Genomic DNA, 15,242 nt, shown 5'->3' with positions numbered 1-15,242 from the left:
AATCGACCACGCCCATGAACGCCCCACGTACACCGAAACCTGCGCGCAAGAAGCCTGACTCCGCCACCCCGGCCAAGCCCGTGGCGCCGCGTAAAGAGGCCAGCCTGCATCCGCGCAATCGCCATCAGGGTCGTTACGACTTCCCGGCGCTGATCAAGACCACGCCGGAACTGGCGAAGTTCGTGATCACCAACCCGTACGGCAAGGAAAGCATCGACTTCGCCAGTCCCGATGCAGTGCGTGTGTTCAACCGGGCGCTGCTCAAGTCGTTCTACGGCATCCAGCATTGGGACATCCCGGCCGATTATCTGTGCCCGCCGGTGCCGGGCCGTGCAGACTACATCCACTTCCTGGCTGACCTGCTGGCCAGCAACAACGACGGCGTGGTTCCGCGCGGCGCCATCGTCAACGTGCTGGATATCGGCATGGGCGCCAACTGCGTGTATCCGCTGATCGGCAACAGCGAATATCGCTGGCACTTCCTCGGCTCGGAGATCGATCCGACCGCCGTGGCCGCCGCCAGGGCTATCGTCCAGTCCAACGACCTGAACAAGGTCATCCAGCTGCGCCAGCAGGAGAATCGCAAGCACATCCTGATCGGCCTGCTGGAACCCGGCGAGCGCTTTGACCTGACCATGTGCAACCCGCCGTTCCATGCCTCGATGGAAGAGGCCACCAAGGGCAGCGAGCGTAAATGGCGAGCCCTGGGCAAGGCCGACCCGAAACGCAAACTGCCGGTGCTGAATTTCGGCGGTCAGTCGGCCGAGCTGTGGTGTGAAGGCGGCGAAGCGCGTTTCGTGACGCAACTGATCGCCGAAAGCGCGAACTTTGCGCACAAGGTGTTGTGGTTCAGCACCCTGGTCTCGAAAGCCTCGAACCTGCCTGCCATCGAAACCGCACTGAAGAAGGCCGGCGCGCTGGAAAGCCAGGTGGTGGAGATGTCCCAGGGCCAGAAGCAGAGCCGCTTCGTCGCCTGGACCTTCCAGACCAAGTCCGAGCAGCAGATCTGGCGGCGCGAACGCTGGGTGCGCACGTAATACGTTTCAGCTGGGGCGGCGCTAATTCGCAAAGCAGCCGCTGCTACTGCTGAAACACAATCGGCAGGCACAAAAAAACCGTGCCCGGATCACTCCGGTGCACGGTTTTCTTTTATCGCTGCGTCTTACTTGTTCACAGCGTCGGTCAGGCCTTTGGCCACAACCAGCTTGATCACTTTCTTGGCAGGGATTTCGATGGCAGCGCCAGTCGATGGGTTACGGCCAGTGCGGGCAGGACGCTCGGTCACTTTCAGCTTGCCGATACCTGGCAAAGTGATTTCGGCACCGTTTTCCAGCTGATCGGCAACGATTTGGCCCAGTTGGTCCAGAGCGGCACGCGCGGTGGTTTTCGGCGCGTCGATAGCTTCAGCGATGTCGGCGATCAGTTGGTCTTTAGTAAGAGCCATGTAGTGTTCCTTCCCTATCAAATTCATATGGATTGCAGAGTGCAGTGTCAGCCATCGAGCCCGATCTTCTGGATCTGGCACCCTCGGCGATAACCACGACGAGTCGGGGTTATAGATGCCGAAATCAAGGTTTGGTTCGACCTGACAAAAGCTGAATGCATGCTTGTCGCGGTGACTTCGCACAAGACCGGGCAAAACTAGCACAGAGACAAGGAAATATCCGCTTCCAGCTAGCCAAATGGTCAGGTTTATTGCGCTAAATCGGTAAATAAATGCATAAGGGCGGTCGGCTGACCCGGATTTGCCCTTCACCCCGCGCCAAATCCAGTGGTTGCGGTACACTGGGCGCTTTTTCGGGGGAGCCCGCCCTCCTCCCTTCCACCAGCCGAGAAGCCTATGCCGATCCGTCATTGCATCGTCCATTTGATCGACAAAAAACCCGACGGCACACCCGCAGTTCTGCACGCCCGTGACTCCGAACTGGCTGAGTCCGCAGCCATCGAGAACATGCTCGCCGATCTCAACGAGAGCTATAACGCCAAACAGGGCAAAGCCTGGGGGCTGTTCCATCCGGAGTCTGGTGCGTTTCCGTTCAGCGGCTGGCTGAAGGAATACATGGAAGGCGGCAAGGACTTCACTGCGTTCAGCAAGGTCGCGGTCGAGCACCTGCAAAAGCTGATGGAAGAATCGAACCTGTCGGTCGGCGGCCACGTGCTGTTCGCCCACTATCAGCAAGGCATGACCGATTACCTGGCCATCGCCCTGCTGCACCACAGCGAAGGCGTGGCGGTGACCGATGAACTGGATGTGACGCCGTCGCGCCACCTCGATCTCGGTCAACTGCACCTGGCAGCGCGGATCAACGTTTCCGAGTGGCAGAACAACAAGCAGTCCAAGCAGTACATCTCGTTCATCAAGGGCAAGAACGGCAAAAAGGTCTCGGAGTACTTCCGCGACTTCATTGGCTGCCAGGAAGGCGTCGACGGCCCCGGAGAGACCCGCACCCTGCTCAAGGCCTTCAGCGACTTCGTCGAGAGCGAAGACCTGCCGGAAGATTCCGCCCGCGAGAAGACCAAGACCCTGGTCGACTACGCCAGCAGCCAGGCCAAGCTCGGCGAGCCAATGGGCCTGGAAGAACTCTCGGAGTTGATCGACGAAGAACGCCCGAAAGCCTTTTACGATCACATCCGCAACAAGGATTACGGCCTGTCGCCGGAGATCCCGGCGGATAAGCGCACCCTCAACCAGTTCCGCCGCTTCACCGGTCGCGCCGAAGGCCTGTCGATCAGCTTCGAAGCGCACCTGCTGGGCTCGAAAATCGAGTACGACGAAGAAGCCGGGACCCTGGTCATCAAAGGTCTGCCGACCTCGCTGACCGATCAGCTCAAGCGCCGCAACTGATGCTCGGCAATGTGCTGAAAAAGGTTCTGCTGGTTCTGCTGGTGGTTGTGGTCTATCAGAACTGGGGCAAGATCGAGCGGGTGTTCAACCCGTCGCAGATGTCGTCCGAGCAGGTTCGCGCCAACGCCCATGTCGTGCTGTACGCCACGGACTGGTGCGGCTACTGCAAGCAGACCAAGCGCTTTCTCGACCAGAAAGGCATTGCGTTCAAGGAATTCGATATCGAGAAGGATACCGAGGCACGCAAGGCGTACGAAGCGCTGGGCGGGCGCGGGATCCCGCTGATCGACGTCAATGGCACGTTGATTCGCGGGTTCGATCCGGACGAGATTCTCGCTGCACTGAAATGAACGAGGGAGCCCAAGAGCTCCCTCATTTGTTTCAGCGTTTCTCGATTCGGAAACCGAAACGCGGGAAGTGCACATGCACCACCCCGCCACGTTCGTCTTCACGGCGCAGGATCAGCTCCTCTCGACCGGCAAACACCAGCTCACCGGCCACCGGATCAACGCCGTAGTCTGTCGCGGCGATCAGCACCTGCTGACCTGCCACGAACCCGTTCGGATCAGTGAATTCCTCGTCCGGCAACGCCGCTGGCTTCGAACTGCGCGCGATCTCCAGTGCTTCCTCCGAGCTCATCTCGCTGGCCGCGCCATGGCCAAAACCGAGCACACGCCCCAGCCACGCCGACACTGCCGGATAAGCATCAACCAAGGGCGCCGTCACGTGCGTGGCCTTGAGAAACCACAGCGGATGGGCCATGGCGAAGTCGGCAATCGACGGTTCACCGAACAGGAAGTCACCGTCTTCACGCTGCAACTGCTGCTCCAGACGTGCCATGACAGTCGGCCAGTTGTGTTTGGCCTGCTCGGCTGACAGCTTGCTCGCGCTGCCACCACTGAACAGTCCGGCCCGATCGGCGAGGAAGGCCTTGATCGCTTCCGGCGGCAACTTGCCGAAACGCACCGCCACCGACTCGGGCTGAAACACCAGGCTCACCGCATGCTGGAACACCACCGAATCGGCCCAGGCGGCAAAACTGGCGGCGATCATCTCCTGACCTTCCGGGAAGAACGACGGCTGGGCCTTTTCCTGCTCGAGGCGGCGGGCGATCAACGCGGTGTCGCAGTAGATATCGGCGCCGATCTGCAGCACCGGGGTCTTGCGGTAGCCACCGGTCAGGGCAGTCAGGTCCGGCTTCGGCATCACCGGCGAGATGTGCACCGAACGCCAGGACAAGCCCTTGAAACCCAACAGCAGCCGGGCCTTTTCGGCAAATGGAGAGGTCGGGTAATGATGCAGAATCAACTCGGACATGCTCGGCTCCGCCGCACAGAAAGTGAGCCCGCAGCTTAGCGCGCAATTCGTTCGCAGCCTACGGATCCGGCTGATGGGAACTGATCAGTCAGGTTGATAATGGGCGCAAAGGCGAATAGTCTTCAGCCACGCCAGTGTATTCAGTGAGATGCACCAAGCGCGGCCGCAAACCGATGCTTGCCGAAAAAACCGCCCCGCAAAGGCGGTTTTTTTTCGCCTGCCGCTTGCCTGAGGCAGCGCCTTCGACATGCAGGGACTTCTACCGCCTGCCCCCGATCAATCAGGCCGATAAGACGCCACCAGACATTCCTTCGCACTCTTCCTGAGCTTCTTGATCAACCGCTCCTGACGCAACGCATCACCCTTGTCGCGACAACGCTCGGTGTAGACCAGCGCCATCGCCGGGCTTGAGAGAAAGAATCGCGCCCCTTTGCCGCTCTGGTGCTTGGCAAAACGGCGCACGGGATCATCGCTGATCCCGCAGTACAGCGAACCGTTGGCGGCGCGTACGAGGTAGACGAACCAGGCCTTGTTCACTGGAACGTCGGCATCGGGAGGATTTTCGCTGAGGCTGATCACGGGACAATTCAGGCGTAAGGAAAACAGGCGGCGATCTTATCAGCGACTCGCCTGAAATGCCTTCAGCCCTTTCAGCGCCTGGGCGCGGACGGCGTTGCGCACCAGTGGCGTCCAGCCAAGCAGCAGGCCCTTGAAGCCCAGCGCCTGACGCGACCAGCGCCACAGGTCGAATTGGTCGTGGTGTTCACAGATCTTGCCGTCACGGAAGACGAAGCGTGCCTGGATGTCGTTGATCACGACGTTGCCGGTCTGGCTGAACAGGTAGGTCGCCACCCAGTGGGCGCCGCCGCTGCGTTCGTCGGCGCGGACGTTGTCGAAGGTCAGGGAGAAGTCCTTGGCGCGGGTGGTGAGCATGCGCCACATGTCGCCGGCATCGCGCCCGCGCAGTTCGCCGAAGGCCGGATCGCTGAACACTACGTCGTCGGTGTAGCAGGCGGCCATGGCCTCGGCGTCGAGGCGCTGGAAAGCCTGGTAGAAACGGGTGATCAGGGCGCTGTGGGCTACTTCACTCATGGGCAATCTCCAGGAAATGTACAGATTGCCAGCACGATAATCCGCAACCGCGCGAAACACTATCGGCATTCGCATTCCGAATACCGACAATGTGTGCGCGTCAGACCTTTTCGCTTGTCACCTGCACGTACAGCGCGCGACCGGCACCGAGGCCGGCGAGGATTGCCCCGGCACCGATGATGCCGAAGATCCAGCCCACGGCGTTCCAGCCGCCGGTCCAGTCGTGCACCACGCCGACCGCGAACGGCCCCATGGACGCGAGGGTGTAGCCAAAGCCCTGGGACATGCTCGACAGGTTCGCCGCCACGTGGGAATCCCGCGAGCGCAGCACGATCAGGGTCAGCGCCAGGCTGAACGTACCGCCCTGCCCCAGGCCCAGCAGGATCGCCCAGCCCCACAGACCTTCGATCGGCGCGTACAGGCAACCGAACAGGCCGCCAAGGGTCAGCGCCATTACTACCACGATCGCCAGGCGCTGATCCTTGCCCCGGGTGGCCAGCCACGGTGCCGCCAGGGAACTGGCGAGCTGGATGATCACCGAACCGGACAGCACCAGACCGGCCTGGGTTGGCGTCAGCCCGCGACCGATGAGGATCGACGGCAACCAGCCGAACACGATGTAGGCCAGCGACGATTGCAGGCCCATGTACAAGGTCACTTGCCAGGCCAGCGGATCCCGCAGCAGACCGCGCACCCGGTAGGCAACGTTGTGCGCACCGTGCTTCTGGCCGATTTGCGGCAGCCAGAAAACCGCAGCAACCAGCGCCGGAATCACCCAGAACCCCAATCCCATGGCCCAGCTGTGGTTGAAGTGCTCACTCAGTGGCACGGTGGACCCCGCCGCCATCGCCGCACCCAGGCACAGGGCCATGGTGTAGACACCGGTCATGGTGCCGGCATGCTTGGCGAAGTCACGCTTGACGATGCCCGGCAGCAACACGCCGATGATGCCGATGCTCGCGCCACCCACCACGCTGCCGGCGAACAGACCGATCTCACCGAAATTGCTGCGCAGGATAATGCCGCCGGCCAGTGTCAGAAGAATCCCCAAGACCACCCGCTCGGCACCGAAACGCCGCGCGAGCACCGGGGCCAGCGGGGCGAACAAGCCGAGGCAGAGCACCGGCAATGTCGTCAGCAATCCTGCCTGAGCAGCTGACAAGCCAAGGCTTCTCGACACCTCACTGAGCAACGGCGCCATGCTCGACAGCGCCGGTCGCAGGTTCAACGCCACCAGGATCAGCCCCAGCAGCAACAGCCACGGGCGCCGCACCAGCGGATGGCTTTGCTGCACCTGCTCGTCATCGGCTTCGGCGTCGATCAACAACTCTTCGAGCTCGGCCTTGCGAACGGCAGCCGGGGAGACTTCTGGACGGGACATGGTTTTCTCGGTTTCAAGGTTCATTGATCAACTGCCTCGACAGGGCTTTGGCCCGCTCCGGGTCGCGTTGCTCGACGGCCTCCAGCAAGGCGACGTGCAAATCGAAGACTTCCTGTCGACGGGGGACGATGTTCAGGGTCTGGCGCAATTGCGCGCCGACGATGCTGGAAAAATAGCGATACAGCTCGCTGAGGGTCGGGTTGTGCGCGGCGTCCACCAGACGGCGGTGGAACACCAGATCGCAGGCGATGTAGCTGTCGAGGTCGCCATGGTAGTGACTGCCGGCGTGCCCCAGTGCCTCGCGCAGAGCCACAAGGTCGTCGTCGGTCCGACGCAAGGCCGCCAGGCCGATGGCCTCGACTTCAAGGATGTGCCGGGTTTCCCGGGCCTGGTCCAGCGAGCATCTGGACAGCGCCTTGAGCGTGTCCATCGGATCGACCACCGCCCGCAGGTAACTGCCGTCACCCTGACGGATTTCGATCAACCCGCAAAATGCCAGCACCCGCATCGCCTCGCGCACGGTGTTGCGACTGATGCCGAGTTCGGCGCACAACTCGGGCTCGGTCGGCAACCGCTGACCGACCTGCCAGGTGCCGTCGGTGATGCGCTGACGCAATTGATCCAGGGCCTGATCGACCAAAGATCGCTTAATGAGTGGAGAAATGTCTGACATAGGATTCGCCCTTTCATCCAATCATGGGATGAATTTTCTGACATGTTAGTCAGCTCCGTGTAGGACGGCAACCACCTAGGGTCAGAGAGAGACAAATGGAGCGGGATTTTCGATTAGTCAAAATTACCCTTTAAGGGTAATTTCAGGGATAGGGTTTTGGTTTCTTATGGAAAAGAACACACCCCATTACGACTTGGTGGTGATCAAGGCAGAGGTCAGGCGACGGGGAAGACAGGCATTCACCAAGAGCGCAGAAAAAACCGGACTGGATCTCGGCTTCAGCATCATAGAGATGCAAGAAATCGTTTTCGAACTGCAGAACAGGATGTTGTACAAGTCGATGACCACCTATGACGATCATCGAGTCTGGCAAGACGTTTATCACACGCACTCACACGATCTGGAGATTTACATCAAGGTGACATACCGCCCCGAAGGTGGCCCACCGGTAATCTCCTTCAAGGAGAAAAACCAATGAAGACCCGGCAATGTTTCAGCTGCGGTGCACGTGAGGGAATGACACATTTCGAGGGCCGCGGCGAAACCATCAGTGTCAAAGGCATGGAACGTCGTATCGATGACCTTGCTGGCTGGGAATGTCGCAAATGCGGTGAGGTCGAGTGGGACGCCGATACCGATAGTGCAGAACGCTACACGCAAGCCGGTGATGATCTGGTGATTGCTGCCCGACAAATGATCGGTAACGAGATGAAGCGCATCCGGCGCAAATTGCACCTGACGCAAAAAGAAACGGTGCAACTGCTTTCTGGTGGCGGACACAACGCATTTTCCCGCTATGAGCGCGGCGAAGTGCTTCCGCCGAAGGCGTTGATGCTGCTGATGCGCCTGCTCGATCGCTATCCGCACTTGCTCGCCGATGCGAAAGCCCTGGGTGAAGGGGCGGATCTGAGGAACGCCTTCAAGTTCACCGAGCACAAAGAACAAGAAGCCCTCACCGCCTCCTGACCCACAAAAAACAAACCCGGCACTAGGCCGGGTTGGTTTTACTCATCAGATATCAATGCAGGATCTGACTCAGGAACAGCTTCGTCCGATCATTCTGTGGATTGTCGAAGAAATCGTTCGGTGCCGCCTGCTCGACGATTTCGCCCTTGTCCATGAAGATCACGCGGTTGGCCACGGTGCGTGCGAAGCCCATTTCGTGGGTTACGCAGAGCATGGTCATACCGTCTTCGGCGAGGCCGATCATAGTGTCGAGTACTTCTTTCACCATCTCCGGGTCGAGTGCCGAGGTCGGTTCGTCGAACAGCATGATTTTCGGTTTCATGCACAACGCGCGGGCGATCGCCACACGCTGCTGCTGACCGCCGGACAGTTGCCCCGGGTACTTGTGCGCCTGCTCCGGAATGCGTACGCGCTCCAGGTAATGCATGGCGATTTCCTCGGCCTTGCGCTTGGGCATCTTGCGTACCCACATCGGCGCCAGGGTGCAGTTCTGCAGGATGGTCAGGTGCGGGAACAAGTTGAAGTGCTGGAACACCATGCCGACTTCGCGGCGGATCGCTTCGATCTGCTTGAGGTCGTTGGTCAGCTCCACGCCATCGACCACGATGCGGCCCTGCTGGTGCTCTTCCAGACGGTTGAGGCAGCGGATGGTGGTGGATTTGCCGGAACCCGACGGGCCGCACAGCACGATACGCTCGCCCTGACGCACGTTGAGGTTGATGTCTTTCAGCACGTGGAACTGGCCGTACCACTTGTTCACGCCCTGCATCTGAATGATGCCTTCAGGGCCCACTGGCTTTTTGATTGCTTCGCTCATCGAAAAAACTCCTAACGCTTGTGGCCAGTGTCGAGCTTGCGTTCCAGGTGCATGGAATAGCGCGACATACCAAAACAGAAAATCCAGAACACCAGGGCGGCGAACACGTAGCCTTCGGTGGCCATGCCCAGCCATTTCGGATCGGCAGCGGCTTGCTTGACGCTGTTGAGCAGGTCAAAGAGGCCGATGATGATCACCAGGCTGGTGTCCTTGAACAGCGCGATGAAGGTGTTGACGATGCCGGGAATCACCAGCTTCAGGGCTTGCGGCAGAATCACCAGGCCCATGGCGCGCCAGTAACCGAGCCCCATCGCGGCCGCGGCTTCGTACTGGCCCTTGGGGATCGCTTGCAGACCGCCGCGCACCACCTCGGCGACGTACGCCGACTGGAACAGGATCACGCCGATCAGCGCCCGCAGCAGCTTGTCGAAGTTCATGCCTTCGGGCAGGAACAGCGGCAGCATCACCGAGGACATGAACAGCACCGTGATCAACGGCACGCCGCGCCAGAACTCGATGAAGGTCACGCAGACCACACGGATCGCCGGCATGTTCGAACGCCGGCCCAGCGCCAGGACAATCCCCAGCGGCAACGCACCGGCGATGCCGACAGTGGCGATCACCAGGGTCAGCATCAGACCGCCCCACTGGCTGGTCGCCACGGTGTCGAGGCCGAAGACGCCGCCATGCAGCAGGCACCAGGCAACGATCGGGTAGACCACCAGGAAGCTCAGGCCGTACACCGCCTTGTGCGCCACGCGCTTGATGAACAGTGGCGCCACGCCGATGACCGCCAGCCACACCGTCAGGTCCACGCGCCAGCGTAGTTCCGGCGGGTAGTAGCCGTACATGAACTGACCGAAACGCTGCTGGATGAACACCCAGCAGGCGCCGTCCTTGGTGCAGTCGGCGCGGGTAGTGCCGACCCAGTTGGCATCGATGATCGCCCAGCTGAGGATCGGCGGAATCACCAGATAGATCAAGTAGAACGCGAACAGGGTCAGCAGGGTGTTGAGCCAACTGGAGAACATGTTCGCGCGGATCCACGCCATCGGGCCGAAGACCTTGGCCGGCGGTGGCATGTCGGGTTTGAAAGTATGAGTACTCATGCGCTATTCCTTACCGCTCGATCAGCGCGATGCGCTTGTTGTACCAGTTCATCAGCAGGGAAATGCTGATACTGATCGCCAGGTACACGCTCATGGTGATGGCAATGACTTCGATCGCCTGACCGGTCTGGTTCAGCACGGTGCCGGCGAACAGCGAAACCATTTCCGGATAACCGATACCGGCCGCCAGCGAGGAGTTCTTCGCCAGGTTCAGGTATTGGCTGGTCAGCGGCGGGATGATGACCCGCAGCGCTTGCGGAATGATCACCTTGCGCAGGGTCGGGCCGTTGCGCAGGCCGAGCGAATGCGCCGCCTCGGTCTGGCCATGGCTGACCGACTTGATGCCCGAACGCACGATCTCGGCGATAAACGCGGCGGTGTACACCGTCAGCGCCAGGGTCAAGGCCAGCAGTTCCGGAATCAGCACCCAGCCACCGACGAAGTTGAAGCCCTGCAGCTTCGGCATTTCCCAGTGCACGGGCGCACCGAAGATCAGCGCACACAGCGCCGGGATCACCAGGAACAGCGCCAGGCCGGCCCAGAACTTGTGGAACGGCTCGCCGGTGGCTTCAAAGCGCTTGTTGGCCCAGCGGCTCATCAACACGATGGCGACGATGGCCACCACGATGCTGATCACGAACGCCCAGAAACCGTCGGCCATTTGCGCGGCCGGCATGTTCAGGCCACGGCTGCTGACGAAGAAGGTATCGCCAAAGTTGTGGCTGTTGCGCGGCCCCGGCATGGTCAGGAACACCGCGAAGTACCAGAACAGGATCTGCAGCAGTGGCGGGATGTTACGGAACACCTCCACGTACACCGTTGCCAGTTTGGCGATGATCCAGTTCTTCGACAGGCGCGCGACGCCGACGATGAAGCCGAGGATCGTGGCCAGGATCACACCGATGAACGTCACCAGCAGCGTGTTGAGCAGGCCGATGACAAACACCCGGGCATAACTGTCCGCTTCGGTGTAGGAGATCAGGTGTTGAGCGATGCCGAACCCGGCACTGCGCTCGAGAAAGTCGAACCCCGAAGTGATACCCCGGTGTTGCAGGTTGGTCTGGGTGTTATCGAACAGATACCAGCCCAGGGAGACCACCGCCACGATGGTGATGATCTGAAATACCCACGCACGCACTCGTGGATCGCTGAGGCTGAGCCTCTGCTTTGGTGCGCCGATTGAATTTTGCATGAAGTGCCCCGGAAATAATGGAACAGAACGTCACCCGGCAGTTGGCCTGCCGGGTGACAGAACCATCAGCGCACTGGTGGTGCGTATTGAATGCCGCCGTTGTTCCACAGCGCGTTCAGGCCGCGGTCGATTTCCAGCGGAGTGCTCTTGCCGAGGTTTTTCTCGAAGATTTCGCCGTAGTTGCCGACTTGCTTGACGATCTGTACGACCCAGTCCTTCGGCAGTTTCAGGTCTTTGCCGTATTCGCCGTCTGCGCCGAGCATACGAGCGACATCCGGGTTCTTGGTGGCTTTGGCTTCAGCTTCGACGTTCTTCGAAGAGATGCCGGCTTCTTCGGTGTTCAGCAGCGCGTAGCCAACCCAACGCACGATGGCCAGCCACTCGTCGTCGCCGTTACGCACGACCGGGCCCAGGGGTTCCTTGGAAATGGTTTCCGGCAGAACCACGTAGTCCTTCGGCGAAGCCAGCTTGCTGCGCTGGGCGAACAGCTGGGACTTGTCGGAGGTCAGCACGTCGCAACGACCGGATTCCAGCGACTTGGCGCTTTCATCGGAGGTGTCGAAAGTGATCGGGGTGTATTTCAGACCGTTGCCGCGGAAGTAGTCGGAAACGTTCAGCTCGGTGGTGGTACCCGCCTGGATGCAGATGGTTGCACCGTCCAGCTCTTTGGCACTCTTCACGCCCAGCTTGTTGTTTACCAGGAAGCCGATGCCGTCGTAGTAGGTAATGAAGCCCGGGAATTTCAGGCCCATGCCCGCGTCACGGGAGCTGGTCATGGTGGTGTTGCGCGACAGGATGTCAATCTCGCCCGACTGCAGCGCGGTGAAACGCTCCTTGGCGTTCAACTGACTGAACTTGACCTTGGTCGCGTCGCCGAACACGGCAGCGGCCACGGCGCGGCAGACGTCAGCATCGATACCCACGATCTTGCCGGTGGAATCCGGAACCGAGAAGCCTGGCAAGCCATCGCTGACGCCGCACTGCACGAATCCTTTCTTCTTCACTGCATCCAGGGTTGCACCCGCCTGAGCGAACCCGCTGACACCCAGTACTGCAGCAGCAGTCACGATCGCCAGAGTGGATTTCAACATCTTCATTCAAACCTCCAGTTTTGCTCTTGTTGTGTCGGAGCTTGAGTCCAGTCGCACCCTTTTGAGGCGTTGTTGACCCGTGTTGGCTTTTTTTGGGGTCAACCGACGCAGGACCTTCGCTATGAGTCTAGTAGGAGACAATCCACATCATGGACAACTCACTTCTCACCAGTCGGCCGAACGGGCGGTAGCCCTTTCACGTTCGCTAAGCCCGTTGCGGCCATTGGCGAACATCCATCACCGGATTCTTTGCTATCCCGTCGCCAGGCGTTCACTGATAGTGTTACCGCCAGGCGCGAGATCGATTGCACGACTACCTCATAGCAAAGCCCGTACCACACCGGCTGCTGAAGCGATTGAGTGGCAGGTCAATAGCAAAACTTGCAGCCTTGCGACATCTTCTTAACGGATCAACCGGGCGCGCACGCAAATCACGCACTCAATGAGAGCGCCCGCACACAATTGGAGCAGCCATGACCGAGCCCTTGATTCTTCAGCCTGTTAAGCCCGCAGACGCCTGCGTGATCTGGCTGCACGGCCTCGGCGCCGACCGCTACGACTTTCTGCCGGTGGCCGAAGCGCTTCAGGAAAGCCTGCTGAGCACGCGTTTCGTCCTGCCCCAGGCGCCGACCCGTCCGGTGACGATAAATGGCGGATATGCCATGCCGAGCTGGTACGACATCAAAGCCATGAGCCCGGCCCGGGCAATCGACCGCGATGAGCTGGAAGCGTCCGCCGACCGCATCATCGAATTGATCGAAGAACAGCGGAGCAGCGGAATAGACGCTTCGCGGATTTTCCTCGCCGGCTTTTCCCAGGGCGGCGCCGTGGTCTATCACACCGCATTCCTGAAATGGCAGGGGCCGTTGGGCGGGGTGCTGGCACTATCGACATACGCGCCGACGTTCAGCGATGAACTGGAGTTGTCCGCCAGCCAGCAGCGGATTCCGGTGCTGGCACTGCACGGCCAGTTCGACAACGTGGTGCAGAACTCCATGGGTCGCACGGCTTATGAGTATCTCAAGGCCCATGGTGTCACCGTGACATGGCAGGAATACCCAATGGAGCACGAAGTGTTACCCGAAGAAATTCGCGACATCGGCACATGGTTGAGCGAACGCCTGCGCTGACAATTGCGACAGGGCTCGCCCTTTGATCATCCCACTACGCCGCGCCCGTTTCTTGCATTACACTGGCCGGCGTACATTCCTTAACCAATTGATGAGATGACCGTGCTCAAAGCACTCAAGAAAATGTTCGGTAAAAGCGAGGCTGAGCAGCTCGCGCCAGTCCCCACTGCGCCGTCGCACGCCCCCGGTCATCGCAACGATGCCAGCCAGGCCGACCGCCAGACGCCCAAACGCGAACCGAAACCCGCTCCAGCTGCCGCGCCCGCTACCGAGCCGGCCCGCAGCGAAGCACCGAAACCGGCCAAACCACGTCGCGAACCCAAGCCCAAGGCGCCGGTGATTCCCTGGAAACTCGAAGACTTCGTCGTCGAGCCGCAGGAAGGCAAGACCCGCTTCCACGATTTCAAGCTCGCCCCGGAACTGATGCACGCCATCCACGACCTGGGTTTCCCGTATTGCACACCGATCCAGGCCCAGGTGCTGGGTTATACCCTCGCCGGCAAAGACGCCATCGGCCGCGCCCAGACCGGCACCGGCAAGACCGCCGCGTTCCTGATCTCGATCATCACCCAGCTGTTGCAGACCCCGCCGCCGAAAGAGCGCTACATGGGCGAACCACGGGCGCTGATCATCGCGCCGACCCGCGAGCTGGTGGTGCAGATCGCCAAGGACGCAGCCGACCTGACCAAGTACACCGGCCTCAACGTCATGACGTTCGTCGGCGGCATGGACTTCGACAAGCAGCTCAAGCACCTCGAAGCGCGCCATTGCGACATCCTCGTCGCGACCCCGGGCCGCCTGCTTGACTTCAACCAGCGCGGCGACGTGCACCTGGACATGGTCGAAGTGATGGTGCTGGACGAAGCCGACCGCATGCTCGACATGGGCTTCATCCCGCAGGTCCGACAGATCATTCGCCAGACCCCGCCGAAAAGCGAACGCCAGACTCTGCTGTTCTCCGCGACCTTCACCGACGACGTGATGAACCTCGCCAAGCAGTGGACCACCGATCCTGCGATCGTCGAAATCGAAGTCACCAACGTGGCCAACGAGAACGTCGAGCAGCACATCTACGCGGTGGCCGGTGCCGACAAATACAAACTGCTGTTCAACCTGGTCAACGATAACGGCTGGGAGCGAGTGATCGTGTTCGCCAACCGCAAGGACGAAGTGCGCCGTATCGAAGAACGCCTGGTGCGTGACGGCATCAACGCCGCGCAACTGTCCGGCGACGTGCCGCAGCACAAGCGGATCAAGACGCTCGAAGGCTTCCGCGAAGGCAAGATCCGGGTACTGGTCGCCACCGACGTGGCCGGGCGCGGTATCCACATCGACGGCATCAGCCACGTGATCAACTTCACCCTGCCGGAAGTCCCGGACGACTATGTGCACCGTATCGGTCGTACCGGTCGTGCTGGCGCCGACGGCGTGTCGATCAGCTTCGCCGGTGAGGACGACTCCTATCAGTTGCCGTCCATCGAAGAAAAGCTCGGTCGCAAGATCAGCTGTGAAACGCCGCCGACCCATCTATTGCGGGCGGTTGAGCGCAAGCGTCCACAGTAAGCGACGCTATAAAGCGAAGCGCAGCCGGCAACGGACTGCGCTTTTTTTTCGCCCGGATATTGTTCA

At 60.5% G+C, this 15,242-nt stretch carries 17 protein-coding genes; 7 read left to right on the top strand and 10 right to left on the bottom strand.

Annotated elements, in window-relative coordinates; genetic code table 11:
• Positions 1 to 14: 14 nt before the first annotated feature.
• Positions 15 to 1,037 (top strand): 23S rRNA (adenine(1618)-N(6))-methyltransferase RlmF, encoded by a 1,023-nt coding sequence (gene rlmF, locus AC07Y2_RS17070; RefSeq protein WP_074691199.1) that lies wholly within the window; start codon positions 15 to 17, stop codon positions 1,035 to 1,037.
• 125 nt (positions 1,038 to 1,162) lie between these two features.
• On the opposite strand, the gene AC07Y2_RS17065 is transcribed toward rlmF, so the two are convergent.
• Complete coding sequence (locus tag AC07Y2_RS17065) at positions 1,163 to 1,444, bottom strand: HU family DNA-binding protein (RefSeq protein ID WP_007957357.1); 282 nt, start codon at positions 1,442 to 1,444, stop codon at positions 1,163 to 1,165.
• 396 nt (positions 1,445 to 1,840) lie between these two features.
• On the opposite strand from AC07Y2_RS17065, the gene yejK reads away from it, so the two are divergent.
• Positions 1,841 to 2,845: a nucleoid-associated protein YejK gene (gene yejK / locus AC07Y2_RS17060; RefSeq protein ID WP_039769496.1), complete on the top strand. Its 1,005-nt coding sequence runs from the start codon at positions 1,841 to 1,843 to the stop codon at positions 2,843 to 2,845.
• Positions 2,845 to 3,195: a glutaredoxin family protein gene (locus AC07Y2_RS17055; protein ID WP_039769495.1), complete on the top strand. Its 351-nt coding sequence runs from the start codon at positions 2,845 to 2,847 to the stop codon at positions 3,193 to 3,195. Before yejK ends, AC07Y2_RS17055 begins: the two co-directional genes overlap by 1 nt.
• Positions 3,196 to 3,226: 31 nt before the next feature.
• On the opposite strand, the gene AC07Y2_RS17050 is transcribed toward AC07Y2_RS17055, so the two are convergent.
• The 5 genes from AC07Y2_RS17050 to AC07Y2_RS17030 form a co-directional block, all read right to left on the bottom strand.
• Positions 3,227 to 4,162 carry a glutathione S-transferase family protein gene (locus AC07Y2_RS17050; protein ID WP_103386427.1) on the bottom strand — a complete coding sequence of 312 codons (936 nt, stop codon included), beginning with the start codon at positions 4,160 to 4,162 and terminating at the stop codon, positions 3,227 to 3,229.
• Positions 4,163 to 4,438: 276 nt separating this feature from the next.
• On the bottom strand, positions 4,439 to 4,741 hold the full coding sequence (locus tag AC07Y2_RS17045) for a GIY-YIG nuclease family protein (protein ID WP_039769491.1): 303 nt from the start codon (positions 4,739 to 4,741) through the stop codon (positions 4,439 to 4,441).
• 39 nt (positions 4,742 to 4,780) lie between these two features.
• Positions 4,781 to 5,254, bottom strand: coding sequence for a nuclear transport factor 2 family protein (locus AC07Y2_RS17040; protein WP_085666865.1), 474 nt, complete (start codon positions 5,252 to 5,254; stop codon positions 4,781 to 4,783).
• Between the two features lie 100 nt (positions 5,255 to 5,354).
• Entirely contained in the window at positions 5,355 to 6,659 is a 1,305-nt protein-coding gene (locus tag AC07Y2_RS17035; RefSeq protein WP_039769487.1) for a CynX/NimT family MFS transporter, read from the bottom strand.
• Positions 6,649 to 7,308 (bottom strand): FadR/GntR family transcriptional regulator, encoded by a 660-nt coding sequence (locus AC07Y2_RS17030; RefSeq protein WP_103386426.1) that lies wholly within the window; start codon positions 7,306 to 7,308, stop codon positions 6,649 to 6,651. Before AC07Y2_RS17030 ends, AC07Y2_RS17035 begins: the two co-directional genes overlap by 11 nt.
• Before the next feature lie 166 nt (positions 7,309 to 7,474).
• Here AC07Y2_RS17030 and AC07Y2_RS17025 point away from each other — a divergent pair, with 166 nt between their 5' ends.
• The gene (locus AC07Y2_RS17025; RefSeq protein ID WP_074691191.1) at positions 7,475 to 7,786 is read left to right on the top strand and encodes a type II toxin-antitoxin system MqsR family toxin; all 312 of its coding nucleotides are present in this window, start codon (positions 7,475 to 7,477) and stop codon (positions 7,784 to 7,786) included.
• Positions 7,783 to 8,274 (top strand): type II TA system antitoxin MqsA family protein, encoded by a 492-nt coding sequence (locus AC07Y2_RS17020; RefSeq protein ID WP_074691189.1) that lies wholly within the window; start codon positions 7,783 to 7,785, stop codon positions 8,272 to 8,274. The genes AC07Y2_RS17025 and AC07Y2_RS17020 overlap by 4 nt, the downstream gene beginning before the upstream one ends.
• A gap of 52 nt (positions 8,275 to 8,326) precedes the next feature.
• On the opposite strand, the gene AC07Y2_RS17015 is transcribed toward AC07Y2_RS17020, so the two are convergent.
• The 4 genes from AC07Y2_RS17015 to AC07Y2_RS17000 all read right to left on the bottom strand — a co-directional run bounded on the left by AC07Y2_RS17015 (position 8,327) and on the right by AC07Y2_RS17000 (position 12,489).
• Positions 8,327 to 9,091 (bottom strand): amino acid ABC transporter ATP-binding protein, encoded by a 765-nt coding sequence (locus AC07Y2_RS17015; protein WP_007957337.1) that lies wholly within the window; start codon positions 9,089 to 9,091, stop codon positions 8,327 to 8,329.
• A gap of 11 nt (positions 9,092 to 9,102) precedes the next feature.
• Positions 9,103 to 10,200, bottom strand: a complete 1,098-nt coding sequence (locus AC07Y2_RS17010) for an amino acid ABC transporter permease (RefSeq protein ID WP_007957335.1) — start codon at positions 10,198 to 10,200, stop codon at positions 9,103 to 9,105.
• Between the two features lie 10 nt (positions 10,201 to 10,210).
• Complete coding sequence (locus AC07Y2_RS17005; protein ID WP_039769483.1) at positions 10,211 to 11,392, bottom strand: amino acid ABC transporter permease; 1,182 nt, start codon at positions 11,390 to 11,392, stop codon at positions 10,211 to 10,213.
• Between the two features lie 65 nt (positions 11,393 to 11,457).
• On the bottom strand, positions 11,458 to 12,489 hold the full coding sequence (locus tag AC07Y2_RS17000) for an amino acid ABC transporter substrate-binding protein (protein ID WP_007957332.1): 1,032 nt from the start codon (positions 12,487 to 12,489) through the stop codon (positions 11,458 to 11,460).
• Positions 12,490 to 12,956: 467 nt separating this feature from the next.
• Here AC07Y2_RS17000 and AC07Y2_RS16995 point away from each other — a divergent pair, with 467 nt between their 5' ends.
• Together AC07Y2_RS16995 and rhlB are read left to right on the top strand one after the other, a co-directional pair.
• Positions 12,957 to 13,613 (top strand): alpha/beta hydrolase, encoded by a 657-nt coding sequence (locus AC07Y2_RS16995; RefSeq protein ID WP_039769482.1) that lies wholly within the window; start codon positions 12,957 to 12,959, stop codon positions 13,611 to 13,613.
• Positions 13,614 to 13,709: 96 nt separating this feature from the next.
• Entirely contained in the window at positions 13,710 to 15,176 is a 1,467-nt protein-coding gene (rhlB, locus tag AC07Y2_RS16990) for an ATP-dependent RNA helicase RhlB (RefSeq protein ID WP_103386425.1), read from the top strand.
• Positions 15,177 to 15,242 lie beyond the last annotated feature (66 nt).

The sequence above is a fragment of the Pseudomonas sp. GW456-12-1-14-TSB6 genome (assembly GCF_059424205.1).
This window is presented reverse-complemented; position numbering and strand designations above follow the sequence as displayed.